This is a genomic window from Uliginosibacterium sp. H1 (assembly GCF_036017065.1).
Lineage (GTDB): Bacteria > Pseudomonadota > Gammaproteobacteria > Burkholderiales > Rhodocyclaceae > Uliginosibacterium.
Genome location: NZ_JAYXHR010000001.1, coordinates 695,504 through 712,370, shown reverse-complemented (window position 1 = coordinate 712,370; position 16,867 = coordinate 695,504). Strand labels below are relative to the sequence as shown.

12 protein-coding genes and 1 tRNA gene are annotated in these 16,867 nt (G+C 66.0%); 11 read left to right on the top strand and 2 right to left on the bottom strand.

Annotated features, from left to right (window positions below):
- Positions 1 to 81 precede the first annotated feature (81 nt).
- Positions 82 to 2,628: a sensor histidine kinase gene (locus VVD47_RS03250; protein WP_327601964.1), complete on the top strand. Its 2,547-nt coding sequence runs from the start codon at positions 82 to 84 to the stop codon at positions 2,626 to 2,628.
- Between the two features lie 34 nt (positions 2,629 to 2,662).
- On the opposite strand, the gene VVD47_RS03245 is transcribed toward VVD47_RS03250, so the two are convergent.
- Complete coding sequence (locus VVD47_RS03245) at positions 2,663 to 4,237, bottom strand: peptide chain release factor 3 (protein WP_327601963.1); 1,575 nt, start codon at positions 4,235 to 4,237, stop codon at positions 2,663 to 2,665.
- A gap of 383 nt (positions 4,238 to 4,620) precedes the next feature.
- Here VVD47_RS03245 and VVD47_RS03240 point away from each other — a divergent pair, with 383 nt between their 5' ends.
- Positions 4,621 to 5,538 carry a DMT family transporter gene (locus tag VVD47_RS03240; protein WP_327601962.1) on the top strand — a complete coding sequence of 306 codons (918 nt, stop codon included), beginning with the start codon at positions 4,621 to 4,623 and terminating at the stop codon, positions 5,536 to 5,538.
- 338 nt (positions 5,539 to 5,876) lie between these two features.
- On the opposite strand, the gene VVD47_RS03235 is transcribed toward VVD47_RS03240, so the two are convergent.
- A tRNA-Val gene (locus tag VVD47_RS03235) sits at positions 5,877 to 5,951 on the bottom strand.
- A gap of 282 nt (positions 5,952 to 6,233) precedes the next feature.
- Between VVD47_RS03235 and flhD the strand changes: the two genes are divergently transcribed.
- The 9 genes from flhD (at position 6,234) to VVD47_RS03190 (ending at position 16,811) form a co-directional block, all read left to right on the top strand.
- A complete protein-coding gene (flhD, locus tag VVD47_RS03230) occupies positions 6,234 to 6,551 on the top strand; it encodes a flagellar transcriptional regulator FlhD (protein WP_327601961.1) in 318 nt (105 codons plus the stop codon).
- Between the two features lie 14 nt (positions 6,552 to 6,565).
- Entirely contained in the window at positions 6,566 to 7,129 is a 564-nt protein-coding gene (gene flhC, locus VVD47_RS03225; RefSeq protein ID WP_327601960.1) for a flagellar transcriptional regulator FlhC, read from the top strand.
- A 267-nt stretch (positions 7,130 to 7,396) separates the two neighbouring features.
- Entirely contained in the window at positions 7,397 to 8,254 is an 858-nt protein-coding gene (gene motA / locus VVD47_RS03220) for a flagellar motor stator protein MotA (protein ID WP_327601959.1), read from the top strand.
- 43 nt (positions 8,255 to 8,297) lie between these two features.
- The gene (gene motB, locus VVD47_RS03215; RefSeq protein WP_327601958.1) at positions 8,298 to 9,245 is read left to right on the top strand and encodes a flagellar motor protein MotB; all 948 of its coding nucleotides are present in this window, start codon (positions 8,298 to 8,300) and stop codon (positions 9,243 to 9,245) included.
- A 498-nt stretch (positions 9,246 to 9,743) separates the two neighbouring features.
- Entirely contained in the window at positions 9,744 to 10,730 is a 987-nt protein-coding gene (locus VVD47_RS03210) for a methyl-accepting chemotaxis protein (protein WP_327601957.1), read from the top strand.
- A gap of 10 nt (positions 10,731 to 10,740) precedes the next feature.
- Positions 10,741 to 11,106: a response regulator gene (locus VVD47_RS03205; protein WP_327601956.1), complete on the top strand. Its 366-nt coding sequence runs from the start codon at positions 10,741 to 10,743 to the stop codon at positions 11,104 to 11,106.
- Positions 11,107 to 11,124: 18 nt separating this feature from the next.
- Positions 11,125 to 13,290: a chemotaxis protein CheW gene (locus VVD47_RS03200; RefSeq protein ID WP_327601955.1), complete on the top strand. Its 2,166-nt coding sequence runs from the start codon at positions 11,125 to 11,127 to the stop codon at positions 13,288 to 13,290.
- A 25-nt stretch (positions 13,291 to 13,315) separates the two neighbouring features.
- Positions 13,316 to 13,819 carry a chemotaxis protein CheW gene (locus VVD47_RS03195; RefSeq protein WP_327601954.1) on the top strand — a complete coding sequence of 168 codons (504 nt, stop codon included), beginning with the start codon at positions 13,316 to 13,318 and terminating at the stop codon, positions 13,817 to 13,819.
- A 127-nt stretch (positions 13,820 to 13,946) separates the two neighbouring features.
- Positions 13,947 to 16,811, top strand: a complete 2,865-nt coding sequence (locus VVD47_RS03190) for a methyl-accepting chemotaxis protein (RefSeq protein ID WP_327601953.1) — start codon at positions 13,947 to 13,949, stop codon at positions 16,809 to 16,811.
- The last annotated feature ends 56 nt before the right edge of the window (positions 16,812 to 16,867 follow it).

Below are 16,867 nucleotides of genomic sequence, written 5' to 3'. Positions count from 1 at the left end.
TAATCCGGCAGGCAGGACAGTGCGGGGACACGCAGCACGTGAAGGCTGCGGCACATACAAGACAAGGGCAAGGGAGACGGTGTGAAGGCTTGGTGGGGCGGTACCGCGGGCATCCGCGGCAAGTTGATCCTGATCTTCGTCGTCATCAAGGTGGTGCCGCTGCTGCTGCTGGCGTGGGTCGCGTGGTCGGCGGCGCAGGGGCTCAGCGTATCGATATCCGGCCGGGCCACGACGATGGCCGAAGGCATGCTGGGTTCGATCCGCCAGGTGGGCGAGCAGGTCACGGGGGACGCCATTGCCGCGCTGGATGACCGGTCGCGCGAAGCCATCGAGCGCCTGACCACCGATACCGCCCAGTCGGTGGCGACCTTCCTCTACGACCGCGATGCCGACATCCTGCAGGCCGCGCAGATCGATGCGAGCGAGGCGGCCTATGCCGGGTTCCTGCGTCATCGCCAGCGTGCCCTGCACGAGCACGGCCCCTGGCAACTGTCCGCCGATGGCATGCGCTGGCAGGCGGCGACGCCACAGCAACCCGATTCGACCGCGGTAGCCGATGCACGCCAGGCGCTGCCGGACAATGCGCGCAACTTCAGCGCGCGGCCGCCGGAATACCTGGGCCAGCGCGTGATGCGCCCGCTGTTCGCGGAGATGAGCTTCATCGACACCCAGGGGCAGGAGCGGGTGAAACTGCGCAACGTCGAGTGGATGCCTGCCGGCCTGCGGGACGTCAGCCAGTCCGCCAACACCTTCGTGCGTGCCGAGCACTACTGGCCGGCCCTGAAGAAGCTCAAGCCCGGCGAGATCTACGTGTCGGAAGTGATCGGCGCCTATGTCGGCAGCAAGCTGATCGGCATGTACACGCCGGAGGCGGCGAAGAAGGCCGGCATTCCCTATGAACCGACGAAGTCGGCCTACGCGGGCACCGAGAATCCGCTTGGCCAGCGCTACCACGGCATCGTTCGCTGGGCCACGCCGGTCGTGCGCAACGGCGTGGTGGCAGGTTACGTGACGCTGGCGCTGGACCACGCCCACCTGCGCCAGTTCACCGACCACGTGATGCCCACTGCGCAGCGTTACACGCCGATCATCGACGCCATCGAAGGCAACTACGCCTTCATGTGGGACCACAAGAGCCGCGCCATCGTGCACCCGCGCGACTACTTCATCGTCGGCTACGACCCCGCCAACGGCCAGCCGGTCACGCCGTGGCTGGACCAGCAGCTGTACGAGGAATGGCAGGCCTCCGGGAAAGCCTCGCCGGCCTTCCTGCAGGAGGTGCCGGACTTCCGCGACCAGTCGCTCAAGCGCAAGCCGGCCGGGGCGCTGGTCAAGGCCGGCACGGTGGCGCTGGATTGCCGCTACCTCAACTTCTCGCCGCAGTGCGCCGGCTGGCACCAGCTCACCGAGCGCGGTGGGTCGGGCTCCTTCGTCATCTTCTTCAGCGGGCTGTGGAAGCTCACCACGGCGGCGACCATTCCGTACTACACAGGACAGTACGGCGACAGCGCGCGGGGTTTTGGCTTCGTTACCATCGGCGCGAACGTGGATGACTTCCACAAGGCGGCCACCGACTCCGCCAGGCAGATCGGCCTGACCATCAGCGAGAAGAACCGGGCCTTCCAGGGCGAGCGCGCTGCGCTGATGGTGGCCATCGAGGACAACCTGCACGGCACGGCCAAGGCGCTTACCGTGTCGACGCTGGCGATGGTGGTCATCGTCATCGCCATCGCGATCTGGATGGCCGCCTTCCTGACCACGCGCATCACCGACATGATCCACGGCATCGAACGCTTCCGTCACGGCGACCTGTCGCATCGCCTGAAGGTGCGCAGCCATGACGAGATGGGACGGCTGGCGCAGGCCTTCAACAGCATGGCCGACAGCGTGCAGGAGTCACTGGTGCGTTCCGACAGCGCGCGGGTCAAGGCGGAAGAAGCCAACCAGATCAAGACCGACTTCATCGCCAACGTGTCGCACGAACTGCGCACGCCGCTCAACGGCATCCTCGGTTTCGCGGACCTGCTGGGGATGGAGCTGACCGACGAGGCGCAGCGCGACTATGCCAGCACCATCAAGCGCTCGGGCCAGCACCTGATGGACATCGTCAACGACCTGCTCGACCTTGCCAAGGTGGAAGCCGGTCGCCTGGAACTGAGGCCGGAAGGCTTGGACACGCGGCCCTTCGTGCTGGAGGTGGTCGGCCTGCATCGTGCGCATGCGCAGTCGAAGGGGCTGGCGCTGAATTTCGAAGTCATGGACGAGGCGCCGGTATCCTTCGTGGCAGACGCACTGCGCCTGCGGCAGATCCTCAACAACCTGCTGAACAACGCCGTGAAGTACACCGACACCGGCCATGTCACCTTGCGCGTCGGCGGTACGCCGGATGAGCTGGTCTTCGCGGTGGAAGACAGCGGGCGTGGCATCGCACCGGAGATGCACGAACTGGTGTTCGAGAAATTCCGCCGCGCCGACCCGTCACTGACCCGGCGCCAGGACGGCACCGGCCTCGGGCTCGCATTGGCGAAGCAACTTGCCAGTCTGATGGGAGGCCGCATCGAGCTGCGTTCCGCGCTGGGTGAAGGCTCGACCTTCACCCTTCACCTGCCCGTCACGCGCCCGGCTTGAGGGCACGCGCCGGGTGTCGCGCCCGGCAGGCGGCTCAGTAGATCTCGCGCGTTTCCAGGAAGCGCACGTTGGGGTGGCGCTCCTGCGCCATCTGCAGGTTGACGCGGTTCGGTGCGAGGTAGACGTAGTCGCCCGCGCCATCCAACGCCATGTTGGCGGGCGCCTTGTCGAGCAGGGTGCGGATGTCTTCGTCCTTGCCGCGCAGCCAGCGTGCGGTCACCCAGGTGCAGCCTTCGAACACGGCTTCGACGCCGTACTCGTGCTCCAGGCGGTGCGCCACCACGTCGAACTGCAGCACGCCGACCGCACCGAGGATCAGGTCGTTGGAAGCGAGCGGGCGGAACAGCTGCGTCGCGCCTTCCTCGGCCAGTTGCTCCAGGCCCTTCTGGAGCTGCTTCATCTTCATCGGGTTCCTGATCTGCGCGCGGCGGAACAGGTCCGGCGCGAAGGACGGGATGCCGGTGAACTTCAGGTCCTCGCCTTCGGTGAAGGTGTCACCCAGGCGGATGGTGCCGTGGTTCGGGATACCGATGATGTCGCCGGGGAAGGCTTCGTCGGTGGTGTTGCGGTCCTGCGCCATGAAGGTGATGGCGTTGTTCACCGCCAGCGTCTTGCCCTGCGACACCTGCTTGATTTTCATGCCGCGCTCGAAGCGGCCGGAGCACACGCGCATGAAGGCAATGCGGTCGCGGTGCTTCGGGTCCATGTTGGCCTGGATCTTGAACACGAAGCCGGAGAACTTGGCTTCTTCCGGCTTCACTTCACGGCTCTCGGAGGGGCGTGCCAGCGGTTGCGGCGCGTGGTCCACCAGCGCGTCCAGCACCGACTGCACGCCGAAATTGTTTACGCCGGAGCCGAAGAACACCGGCGTCTGCTTGCCGGCCAGGTACTTGGCCTTGTCGAAGGTGTGTGAGGCGCCGCGCACCAGTTCCACCTCCATGCGCAGTTCGTCGGCCTGCTCCGGGATCAGTTCGTCCAGGCGCGGGTTGTCCAGACCCTTGATGATCTCCGAGGTGCCTTTCTCGGCGTGCGGGTCGAAGAAGGAAATGGTGTCGTCGTACAGGTGATACACGCCGCGGAAGCGCTTGCCCATGCCGATCGGCCAGGTCATCGGCGCGCATTCCATCTCCAGCACGGACTCGATCTCGTCCAGCAGGTTGATCGGCTCCTTGCCCTCGCGGTCCAGCTTGTTGATGAAGGTGAGGATGGGCGTGTCGCGCATGCGGCACACGTTCAGCAGCTGGATGGTGCGCGACTCCACGCCGTTCACCGAGTCGATGACCATCACCGCGGAGTCGACGGCGGTGAGCGTGCGGTAGGTGTCTTCCGAGAAGTCCTCGTGGCCCGGGGTGTCCAGCAGGTTCACGATGGCGTCACGGTACGGGAACTGCATGACCGAGGAGGTCACCGAGATGCCGCGCTGCTTTTCCAGCTCCATCCAGTCGGACGTCGCATGGCGTGAAGCCTTGCGGGCGCGCACTTCGCCGGCCACCTGGATGGCGCCGCCGAACCACAGCAGCTTTTCGGTCAGCGTGGTCTTGCCCGCGTCAGGGTGGGAAATGATGGCGAAGGTGCGACGGCGCTGGAGTTCTTGCTGGAGGGCGGACATGGGGACAACCGGACTTTCTGAGGGTATTTCGGCAAGGCGCGGATTATACGGCAGGGGCTGCTGCGGCCTTCGGCGGCCTGTGATGCGGGTATTGCCAGTTCTTGACGGTGCTGACGATGCGCGCAGGCCGGGTTGGCCTGCCGTCCTCACCGGTCGATCGTCTGGTTCTCGAAGTGTCTGGTCAGCGATGGGCTGGTCGATGCCGTGTCGTTCCAATGCCGTTCATGTGGCGTCGCGCGTCACGCCCGCCGCCGTCTCGCATAAAATCTACCCCGGCAACGGCATTCGCCGTCGCCATCCGTCAGTCCCCGCGCCGCCGGGGCAGCCGCGTCGCGCCTTCGACGCATTCGTCGTCCGCTGCGTTCATCCGCAGTGCCTGAACCATGTCCCAACGCTTCCACCTGCCCCGCGAGGGCATCGTGCTGCTCGCTTCCATTGCGCTTGGCTGGGGCCTCAACTGGCCGATCATGAAGATCGTGCTCAGCGAGGTGCCGCCGCTGACCTTCCGCGGCCTGTGCCTGGTCGTGGGCGGGCTGGGGGTGCTGGCCATCGCCCGCGCCTACGGCCAGCCCGTCGGCCTGCCGCGCGGCCGCATCCAGCATCTGCTGTGGCTGACCCTGTTCAACATCGTTGGCTGGAACGTGCTGGCGACCTACGGCCTGCAGTACCTGCCGTCGGGGCGCGCCGCGCTGCTCGGCTACACCATGCCGTTGTGGTGCGTCCCGCTGTCCGTCTGGCTGCTGGGCGACCGCCTGGACGGCCGCCGCGTCGTCGCGCTGTTGCTGGGCCTGGGCGGAATCGCCGCGCTGATGAGCGACAGCTTCGGCGCCATGCTGGCGACGCCGCTGGGCATCCTGCTGATGGTGGGGGCCGCCTGGTGCTGGGCCATGGGCATGGTGCTGATGAAGCTGTGGCAACTGCCGATGCCCACCGTCGTGCTGACCGGCTGGATCATGTTGCTGGGCGGCATCCCCATGACGGTGCTGGCGTACTTCGTGGATGGCGTGCCGCAGTCCTGGCCGAGCTTCTGGCCGGCCTTCGGCATCGTCTACAACACCGTGGTCGGCTTCATGTACTGCTATTGGGCGTGGAACCGGCTGGTGTTGCTGGTGCCGGTGGCGGTGTCGTCACTGTCGTCCCTCATCACGCCACTGGTGGGCGTGGCTGCCGGCGTAGTCGTGCTGGGCGAGCAGCCGGGCTGGCGCGAAGCGCTGGCGGCGGTGTTGATCCTCGGAGCTATCGCGGTGGTGAACACCGGGGGTCGCCAGAAGACCCAGCCGCATGCGGGACAGGAGCCCTGAGCGCGGCCAGGCGCTGCCCGTAGCACGCCGTTGCGCGGGCAGCGTCATTGACGCAATGGAAATCGGGGAGGGACTGCGGAGGAGGGCGGGCGGCCCTGAGACGGATTTACGAATTTCGCTGGAGCGTGGACTCCAGTACGCAGGCCTCTAACGGCATGCCTCCTGAAAAACTTTAGGAGGTTTGTAGGAAGCTAGAAATCACTTTAAGTGTGATGAGCGGGGAACGCGGGCGCGTGAAACATCGCGGCGCGATGCCGCGGCCGCGTGCGTGAGTCATCGGGAAGCAGAAGGAAAGCAGAAAAGAAAAATGCCGGCGCAAGGCCGGCATTTCATGAAACTGGTGGGCGGTGCAGGGTTTGAACCTGCGACCCCTGCCGTGTGAAGGCAGTGCTCTACCGCTGAGCTAACCGCCCGATTCGACAGTGCGCCAGGAAGGGCGCCGCGAAACGAGAGGCCGAACTATACATAGGCCGCCGCGCGGTGTCAAAAAGTCCGTGAATGCGTGGCAAGCGAGATAGGCCGTCATCACCCCTTGGGGAATGCCCTTGTAGGAGAAACTCCTACAAAAAATCGGTCGTTCTCTTGTACGTCATTTTTGGCAGGCACCTGATTGGACATCGGCACCTTGCGCGGCAGACTTCAATCCCATAGAGCGGCATCCAGCCCGCTCCCACAAAAGAGAGTCGAGGCCCGCGATGAATGCAGCAAATCTGAAGAACGAGATTCGTGAATTGAATCTTGCCTACCTGATGCTCTCGCAACAGATGCTGCGCGATGACCGTGAAGGCGCGATGCTGCGCCTGGGCATCGGCGAGGACGTCGCCGTCATCATCGAGGAGCTGTCGCCGGGCCAGATCCTGCGCATGGCCGGCAGCGACATGATGCTGTGCCGTTTCCGCTTCGACGACGCCATGCTGGTGAATCTGCTGTCCAGCCACGAACGCGTGGGCGCAGCCGCCAGCATCCACGCCACGATCCTGGCTGCGTCGCAGCCGGTCGAGCATCTTTCCTGAGCCGGGAGCCCATCATGCGGATGAAAAGTCTGGTGCAGGACGCGCAGGAAACCCAGCGCGCCATGGAGATGATCGAACTGGGCGCACGCATGCAGATGCTGGAGTCCGAAACCGGGCTGTCCCGCGAGCGTCTGCTCAAGCTGTACAAGGAGATCCGCGGCGAGTCGCCCCCCAAGGGAATGCTGCCGTTCTCGACCGACTGGTTCATCCCCTGGCAACAGAACGTGCATGCGTCGCTGTTCATGTCCCTGCTGGGTTTCATGAACAAGAACACCAGCCTGCGTGGCCTGGACGCCACGCTCAAGGCGTACCGCCTGTACCGCGACCACGTGCAGGCCCATGACCTGGAAGAAGTGCTGAGCCTCACCCGTGCCTGGACGCTGGTGCGCTTCTTCGACGCCAAGATGCTGCAACTGGCCTGCTGCACCAAGTGTGGTGGTGGCTTCGTGGCCCATGCCTTCGACCCGACCCACGACTACGTGTGCGGCCTGTGCAACGTGCCTGCCCGTGCCGGCAAGGGCAAGCGTGCCGGCCTGCGCGAGGAAGCCGTAACCGCCCCCAAGCTGGTGGCCGTCTGACCGCGCCAGCGCGCAAAGCCTCGCTCTCCGTCTGACCTCCTCCTTGCGCCGCAAGGGGTTAAGACCGCCCGGCCCTTGGCCCGGCGGTCTTTTTTCGCCGCTGCGCCGGGCAGGGCGAATGGCTGCCGATCCGCGCCCCGCCTGACTCAAGTTGCGGCCCCGCGGTGCCGATAGCCAGCATGGACGGGGCGCAAATGGCGATCCCGGGGGCGGCCCGCTGGTCCGCAGAACCTCCCACCCTCGCAACTATCCGGGCGACGATTCAAGATGCTGCTGCTGGTCGGTTACGTCATCATCCTGGCTGCTTCGGTCGGCACCTACGCGGTGCACGGCAGCCTCGCGGCACTGTGGGTGCCAATGGAATACCTGGCCATCTTCGGCCTCATGGTCGGCGGATTCGTCGCCGGCAATGGCTCGAAGGCGGTGAAGGCCACGCTGGCGGCGCTGCCCTCGGTGCTGAAGGGTTCGCCCTACAACAAGGCCTACTACGTCGACATCCTGGCGATGCTCTTCGAGATCCTCGCCAAGGTGCGCAAGGAGGGCCTGATGTCGATCGAGAACGACATCGAGAACCCGGAAGCCAGCCCCATCTTCTCCAAGTACCCGACCTTCCTCCACGATCACCATGCCGTGGAGTTCCTGACCGACTACCTGCGCATGATGGTGGGCGGCAACCTGAACGCCTTCGAGATCGAGAACCTGATGGACATCGAACTCGAAACCCACCACCACGAGGCCCACGTGCCGGCGCACGTCATGTCCAAGACGGCCGACGGCGTGCCGGCCTTCGGTATCGTCGTGGCGGTGATGGGCGTGGTGAACGTGATGGGCTCCGTCGGCCAGCCGCCGGCGGTGCTGGGCAAGATGATTGGCGGCGCGCTGGTCGGTACCTTCCTCGGCATCCTGCTGTCCTACGGTTTCGTCGCGCCGATCGCCTCCCAGCTGGAGCAGAAGAGTGAAGAGGCCGGCAAGATCTACCAGTGCATGAAGGTGGTGCTGCTCGCCAGCATGAACGGCTACGCGCCGCAGGTGGCCGTGGAGTTCGGCCGCAAGGTGCTGTACTCGACCGACCGCCCCCAGTTCAAGGAACTGGAAGAAGAAATCAAGAACCGCAAGAGCAAATAAGCCTGGCATTTGCCTGAGCGATTCGAGCAGTCATGAGTGAGCAATGAGTGACGATTCCCAACAGCCAATCGTAGTCAAGCGCATCAAGAAGGGCGGCGGTGGCGCCCACGGTGGTGCGTGGAAGATCGCCTATGCCGACTTCGTGACGGCGATGATGGCCTTCTTCCTGCTCATGTGGCTGCTGGGGTCGACCACCAAGGGCGACCTGAAAGGCATCCAGGATTACTTCCAGAACCCGCTGAAGCTCTCGCTGGAAGGCGGACCGGGCTCGGGCTCGGCCACGTCCCCGGTCGAGGGGGGCGGCAAGGACTTGACCCGTTCCGTGGGTGAGGTGGCCAACAGCACCTTCCAGGAAGCGCGCAAGCTCACCAAGGTGCACACCTCGCCCCAGCAGACCGAGGAGGAACGGCAGAAGGAACGGGCGATGCTGCAGGACCTGAAGGGCAAGATCGAAGCCCTCGTCGAGGCCAACCCCAACCTGCGCCAGTTCAAGAACCAGCTGCTCATCGACCTGACCTCCGACGGCCTGCGCCTGCAGATCGTCGACGAGCAGAACCGGCCGATGTTCGACACCGCCAGCGCGACGCTCAAGCCCTACACCAGCGAGATCCTTCGCGCGATCGGCACGGTGCTGAACCAGGTGGAAAACCGTCTGAGCATCACCGGGCATACCGATGCCGCGCGCTATTCCGGCGACGGCAGCGGCTTCACCAACTGGGAGCTGTCCGCCAACCGTGCCAATGCCTGTCGGCGCGAACTGGTGGTCGGCGGCATCGGCGACAACAAGGTGATGCGCGTCGTGGGCCTGGCGTCCACGATTCCGCTGGATCGCAACGATCCATACAGCGCCATCAACCGCCGCATCAGCATCATCGTGCTGAATCGTAAAGCGGAAGAGACCCTGCTGAATGAAGGGCAGGAGCTGGATGTCGGCAGCAGTCAGCCGCTCCAGGCGGAAGAGCTGCGCGAAGCGTCCCCCGTTCCGCGCTGACACCACCCTCCCGCCAGGGATTTCCGGACCCCGCAGCGCGCCGGTAGTCCTGCCGGCGGTCTGACCACTCCTGCGGCACCTCTGTCGCATCTAATCCTTTCGTCATACGCACTTCTGGGCAGGTTTTTTTGCGCCGCCATATCCCATGCGGGTTTCCGGATGACACCGAGCGTGGACATTTATTCACGCGTTCAAGTTGGAACAAATGCGACCGACGATATTCCTATTGCATCAGGCCGCAAGGCTGCACAGGCAAGGGGCAGGGCAATGCAGACACGGGTTGCGGGAAGGACAGTTCTGATCCTGGCAGCAGGCTGGAGCCTGCTGCTACCTCTTGCGTTGCTGGCCTATGGCGGAGCGGGCGGCGTGCGGTCCTCGTTGTTCGGCACCTGGCTGATCGCACTCCTGGCTGCGGCCCCCTGGGCATGGCTGGCACTGCGCGGCCCGCACGGAGTGGCGACTTCCGGTACCGCTGCCATAGCGTCCGGGGAGCCAGGTTTGCAGACAGGTCTTGCCGAGTTGCTGAGCCATTGCGCACGTGAATTCGGTCAGTTGCTCAGCGCCAATCGCGAAGACACGGTTCGGGTCCAGACCCTGCTGGCACAGGCCATCACGCAACTCACGACGAGCTTCGGCGGCATGAACGAACAGACCCGCGCCCAGCAACGCCTGGCGGTCGACATGGCGAGCGGCCAGGGCGACGGGGCGACCGTGCAGATCGATGTATTCATGGCGAATACATCGGAGGCGATGCAGCGCATCGTCGACAGCGTCATCGAGAACAGTCGCCTGGGGCAGAGCCTCGTCAGCCTGACCGACAACATCGCGGAGCGTGCCCGCGAGGTGGAATCGATCCTCGGCGAGATCGGTGCCATTTCCAAGCAGACCAACCTGCTGGCCCTCAATGCGGCCATCGAGGCGGCGCGTGCCGGCGAGGCCGGGCGGGGGTTTGCGGTGGTGGCCGACGAGGTGCGCGAGCTCTCCAACCGCACCACCCAGTTCTCGCAGCAGATCTCGAATGTCATGGCGCAGATGCGTGCCGTGGTCGGCGAGACCGAGATCGCCATCCGGCGGATGGCTTCGCAAGACATGAGCTTCGCCGTCGACGCCAAGACCCGGGTGGAAAGCGTGCTCGGCGAGATCGACCACATCCATCAGCAGCGCAGCGCCGCCCTGGAACGGATGGGCGAGGCCGCCACCGCGCTCGATGGCGAGGTTGGCCGTGCGGTCACCGCCCTGCAGTTCCAGGACATGGTGTCGCAACTGCTGACCCACATGGACAAGCGCGTCGTGCTGCTGGATGGCGCCCTGCAGGACATGCAGCGCCTGGCCGTACAGCTCGACGGAGCCACGGCAGCGGACACGGAAAACCTCCAGCTGGAACTGGCGCAGCTCGCGCAATCGCTGTCGCGCCTGTCGGCCCGCGAGACAGCGACTCCCGTATTGCAGACCGCGATGGCACGCGGCGACGTCGAACTTTTCTAGGAGAGCCGTGATGGCGAAGACCGTACTGACTGTCGATGACTCCGCCTCCATCCGCCAGATGGTGTCCTTCACCCTCAAGGGGGCCGGCTACGACGTGGTCGAGGCCGTGGACGGCATGGACGGCGTCGAGAAGGCCAAGGGTCGCCCGGTGGACCTGGTGCTGACCGACCAGAACATGCCGCGACTGGACGGCATATCGCTGATCAAGACGCTGCGCGGCCTGCCGCAGTACAAGAGCACGCCGATCCTGATGCTGACCACCGAGTCGTCCGACATCATGAAGACGCAGGGACGCAATGCCGGCGCAACCGGCTGGCTGGTCAAGCCCTTCGATCCGCAGAAACTGATCGAAGTCGTCAAGAAAGTCATCGGCTGATCCCCGGGAGGCGAGCCAATGTCCATCGACATGAGCCGCTTCCACGCCACCTTCTTCGAGGAGGCGCAGGAGCACCTGGGCAGCATGGAAGCCCTGCTGCTGGAGATCGATCTCTCGGCGCCGGACGCCGAAGCGCTCAACGCGATCTTCCGTGCGGCCCACTCCATCAAGGGCTCGGCCGGCACCTTCGGGTTCAATGACCTGGCCGAAGTCACCCACGACCTGGAAACCCTGCTTGACCTCGTGCGCAAGGGCGAGCGGGCACTGACCGAGGACATCGTCGACGCCTCGCTGGTCGCCGGTGACGTCCTGAAGAACCTGCTGGCGGCCCACCAGGGGCAGGGCGAGGCCGACCATGACGCAGCCGAGCAGATCCGCGCGCGCCTGGTCATGCTGGCCGCGGCGCAGGGCGCGGCGGCTGCCACCGAGGGGGGCGAGGCGCCCGGCGCGCTGCTTGCCTATCGCCTTCACGCTCACCTGAGCGGCAGCGACGCTGCGCGACTGGCCGAGAACCTGCGCCAGGAACTGCTGGCGGTCGGCAGCGTGGACGAGTTCGTGCTGGATGCCGAGGGGACGCTGAGCGTCCTCGTGCAGGGGACGTCCAGCGCCGAGGAACTGGCCGGCATCCTGGACTACGTGGCGGACAGCGGCAGCGTCAGTGTCTCGGCGGTGGCGACCTCTGCGGTGGAGGCGGCACCTGCGCCGGTCGAAGCGGCGGGTGACGACGACCCCGATGGCGCTTTCGGGTTCTTCGCGCCGCTGGCGGAGGATGCCAGCGTCGATGGCGAGGCAGCTGCGGCGGCAGCGCCAGCTACGTCGCAAGGATTCGAGGCGGACGATGGCTCCTTCGGCCTCTTCGATATGAGCAGCCTGCCAGCCCAGGAGGCGCCCTCGGCGGCCCCGGCGGCGGAGACGGTCGTCGCAAGGGCTGGCAGCGAGTCGCCGCAGGCCGCGACGGCCAGGACCGAGCAGAAGGGCGCGCCCGCCGCGGCGAAAGCGGCCGCCGACAGCTCGATCCGCGTCAGCGTGGAGAAGGTCGACCAGATGATCAACCTGGTCGGCGAGCTGGTCATCACCCAGGCCATGCTGGCGCAGGCCGCGGCCGATGTGGACCCGCAGCTTCATGAGCGTCTGCTCAGCGGCATCGGCCAGCTTGCGCGCAACACGCGCGACCTGCAGGAGTCGGTGATGTCGGTACGGATGCTGCCGATCTCCACCGTCTTCTCGCGCTTCCCGCGGCTGGTGCGCGACCTGTCGCAGAAGCTCGGCAAGAAGGTGCAGCTCATCATGACCGGCGAGCATACCGAGCTGGACAAGACGCTGATCGAGCGCATCACCGACCCGCTGACGCACCTCGTGCGCAACAGCCTGGACCACGGCATCGAGTCGCCACAGGCGCGCGCTGCCGCTCAGAAGACGGAGATGGGCACGCTGATGCTGCGGGCCTATCACCAGAGCGGCAACATCGTCATCGAGGTGTCCGACGACGGCGGTGGCCTGCACCGCGAACGCATCCTCGCCAAGGCGCGCGAACGCGGCCTGCCGGTGCACGACAACATGAGCGACCAGGACGTCTGGATGCTCATCTTCGAGCCCGGCTTCTCGACGGCCGCCGCGGTGACCGATGTGTCGGGGCGCGGGGTCGGCATGGATGTGGTGAAGCGCAACATCGCCGCCATGAACGGCCGTGTGGAGCTGGACTCGGTGGCCGGTGTGGGCACCCGCGTCACCGTGCGGCTGCCCCTCACGCTGGCCATCCTCGACGGCATGTCGGTGGCGGTGGGCAACGAGACCTACATCATCCCGCTGGACTACGTCGTGGAGTCGCTGCAGGCGACGCCGGCGATGATCAAGAGCGTGTCGGGCCGCGAGTGCCTGATCCAGGTGCGCGGCGAGTACCTGCCCGTCATCGGACTGCGCGAGCAGTTCCGGGTGCCCGGCGACGGGCCGGCGCTCAGCGAGGGAATCATGGTGGTGCTGGAGAGCGACGGCACCAAGGCTGCGCTGTTCGTCGACGCGCTCATCGGCCAGCACCAGGTGGTGATCAAGAGCCTGGAGGCGAACTACCACCGCGTCCTCGGGGTGGCCGGCGCCACCATCATGGGCGACGGCCGGGTGGCGTTGATCGTGGATGCCGCGGCGATGGTGGGCCTGGTACGGCGAAGCCTGCCGGTGGCCGCCTGAACGAACGGGACAGGAGGGAGGCGGAATGCTTCAGCTACAGGACACGACTCATGGCAAGAGCGCGGGCGACAGCGCGGGTGGCAGCGACTACCTGACCTTCTCGCTCGGTGACGAGGAGTACGCCATCGACATCCTGAAGGTCCAGGAGATCCGGGGCTACGACGCGGTGACGCGCATCGCCAACGCGCCGGAGTTCATCAAGGGTGTCATCAACCTGCGCGGCACCATCGTGCCCATCGTCGACCTGCGCATCAAGTTCGGCGTCGGCAAGGTGGAGTACACGCCCTTCACGGTGGTGATCATCCTCAACGTGGGGACCCGCGTAGTGGGCATGGTGGTCGATGGCGTGTCCGACGTGCTGACCTTGCCGGACGGGGAGGTGCGCCCGGTGCCGGAGTTCTCTTCGTCGGTCGGCGCGGAGTACATCGCCGGCCTGGCCTCGCTGGAGTCCCGCATGCTGATCGTGCTGGACATCGCCCGGATGATGAGTTCCGCCGAGATGTGCCTGATAGACCAGTCGGTTCACTAGACAACCCGCCCGGCATCCAGCGGGATGGCCGGGCAACCACTGTTTCGCAGCTACCGGACAGTTACTGAACAGCGTCCGCAAACCAAGCAGTCATCGCCAGCAGTCATAGAGAAGCCGGGAGGCCCGCATGCGTACCAATCTGCCCGTGACCCAACGCGAGTATCCGCTCACCGCGGACACGATGATCGTCTCCAAGACCGATACGAAGGGACGCATCACGTATGTGAACCGCGACTTCATCGACGTGAGCGGCTTCACCGAGCCCGAACTGATCGGCCAGCCGCACAACATCGTGCGCCACCCCGACATGCCGCCAGCGGCGTTCGAGGACTTGTGGAACACCTTGAAGGACGGCAAGCCCTGGATCGGCCTGGTCAAGAACCGTTGCAAGAATGGTGACCACTACTGGGTGGAGGCCCATGCCACGCCGATCTGGGAAGGTGGCGTGGTCACTGGCTACATGTCGGTACGCCGCACCGCGACGCGCGAGCAGGTGGAGTACGGCGAGCGGATCTATCGCGAGATCCGCGAAGGCCAGGCCAAGGGCGTGGCGGTGGCGCAGGGGGCGGTGGTGAATGCGCGACGCCACTGGTGGCAGAAGCAAGCCAGCCGCCTGGGGCTGCGTGCCCAGTTCGGCATCGGCTTCGGCCTGCTGGCGGCGGTCGCGCTGGTCGTCGCGGGTCTGTCCATCCGCCAGGTGAGCCAGCTTGGCGACGCCGGCGGCGCCTTCGTGCCGCAGCACTTCGTGCCGATGGTGCATGCCGTGGCGGCGCACGGCGAGCTGATCCATGCGCGCGACGAGATCGTGCAGGGCCTGCAGCATTCGCCGCGCCAGCAATCCGCTGCGCACGCTCATCCGGTCGGTGAACACCTCGCGGCGTTCGACCGTGCCATCGCCACGGCGGACACGCGCTGGGGCGAATACCTGAAGCGCCCCGATGGCGTCCCCGCGGAGTTGCAGTCCGTGCAGGCCGCGTATGAACAGCGGCGCCAGCAATTGCGCAACCTGCTGAAGCAGGGGCGCGATGCGCTGGAGGCGGGCCGCTTCGACGATGCGCAGCGCCTGTGGCAGGGCAGCATCGTGCCTGCGGCGGGGGCTTTCGATGTCGCTATGGGACGCTTGATGGACGGTGAGCGGGTGGCGGCGAACGCCCACGCGATCGGCATCTCCGACGGCCTGGCCGGCACGCGTAACGGTCTGTTGCTCGGCGGGCTGGTCGCGATCGCGCTGGCCGTGGGGCTGACCTTGCTGTTCGCACGCCGCTTCGTGCCGCCACTGAAGAAAGCGATCACCATCTTCCGCAACATCGCGCAAGGCAACTATGACGGCAAGGTGCAGATCAACCGTGGCGACGAGGTGGGCGACGTGCTGCGCGCGCTGGAGTCCATGCAGATCAAGCTGGGCTTCGACGTGGCCGAGGCCGACCGTCAGGCCGAGGAGACGCAGCGCATCAAGATCGGCCTGGACAACGTGGCCACCAACGTGATGATCGCCGACCGCGACCTGAACGTCATCTACATGAACCGTGCGATCCACCAAATGTTCAGCGAGGCGGAGTCGGACATCCGCCGGGACCTGCCCAACTTCTCGGTGGCGACGCTGCAGGGCGCCAACATCGACGTGTTCCACAAGAACCCCGCGCACCAGCGTCGCATGCTGGCGGACCTGAAGGCGACCCACAAGGCGCAGATCGTCATGGGTGGGCGCACCTTCTCGCTGACGGTGACACCGGCCTTCACCGACAAGCAGGAACGCATCGGCACCGCGGTCGAGTGGGTGGACCGCACCGCCGAGGTGGCGGCCGAGCGGGAGATCGCCGGCCTGATCGCCGCCGCGGCCGATGGCGATTTCAGCCAGCGCCTGTCGGTGGAAGGTCGCAGCGGCTTCTTCCTGCAACTGGCGGAAGGCATGAACCGCCTGGTGGAAAGTGTCGCCGCGAGCCTGGAGGACCTGGGGCGTGTGCTCAACGCGATTGCGCAGGGCGACCTCACCAGGCAGATCACCGCGGAGTACGGCGGCACGCTGGGCCAGATCAAGCAGGACACCAACGCCACCGTGGCGCGTCTGCGCGAGGTCGTCTCCAGCATCCAGGAAGCCGTGGCGGCGGTGGGCACGGCGTCCGGCGAGATCGCCTCCGGCAACGCCGACCTGTCGTCCCGTACCGAGGCGCAAGCCAGCAGCCTGGAGGAAACCGCGTCCAGCATGGAGGAACTGAATGCCACCGTGCGGCAGAACGCCACCAACGCCAGCGAGGCGCAGCAACTGGCCACCAGCTCCAACGCGGTGGCCCAGCAGGGTGGCGAGATGGTGCGGCAGGTGGTGGAGACGATCCAGTCCATCCAGCAATCCAGCAAGAAGATCGCCGACATCATCGGCGTCATCGATTCGATTGCGTTCCAGACCAACATCCTGGCCCTGAACGCGGCGGTGGAAGCCGCGCGTGCCGGTGAGCAGGGCCGCGGCTTCGCCGTGGTAGCCACCGAGGTGCGCAGCCTGGCGCAGCGCAGCGCCCAGGCCGCCCGCGAGATCAAGACCCTGATCGCCGAGAGCGTGACCCGCGTCGATGACGGCGTGGCGCTGGTGCAGGAAGCCGGCGGCACCATCGGCGGCCTGGTCGAGCGCTTCCAGTCGCTGTCGTCCCTGGTTTCAGAAATTGCCCAGGCGAGCCGTGAACAAGCAGCAGGCATCGAGCAGGTGACGCAGGCGGTCAGCCAGATGGAAGGCGTGACCCAGCAGAACGCAGCGCTGGTCGAGCAGGCCGCCGCCTCGGCGGGCAGCCTCAGCGAGCAGTCGCAGGCACTGGCGACCACCGTGGCGGTGTTCCGGCTGGAACAGTCGGCACAGGGCGCCGAGGTGCGCGAGCTGAAGCCGCGCACCGGCAGCCGGCCAGCTGCTCGCCGCGAGGCCGCGCCGCGGGCGCCGGTCCGCGCGGCCGCGCCGATGCGCAAAGAAAAGGCCGAGGCCGATGAAGACGGCTGGTCAGAGTTCTAGAAACTGAAACGGATGTATTGAGCGAGGAGTGGGCAGGGCATGGCTTTGGATAAACC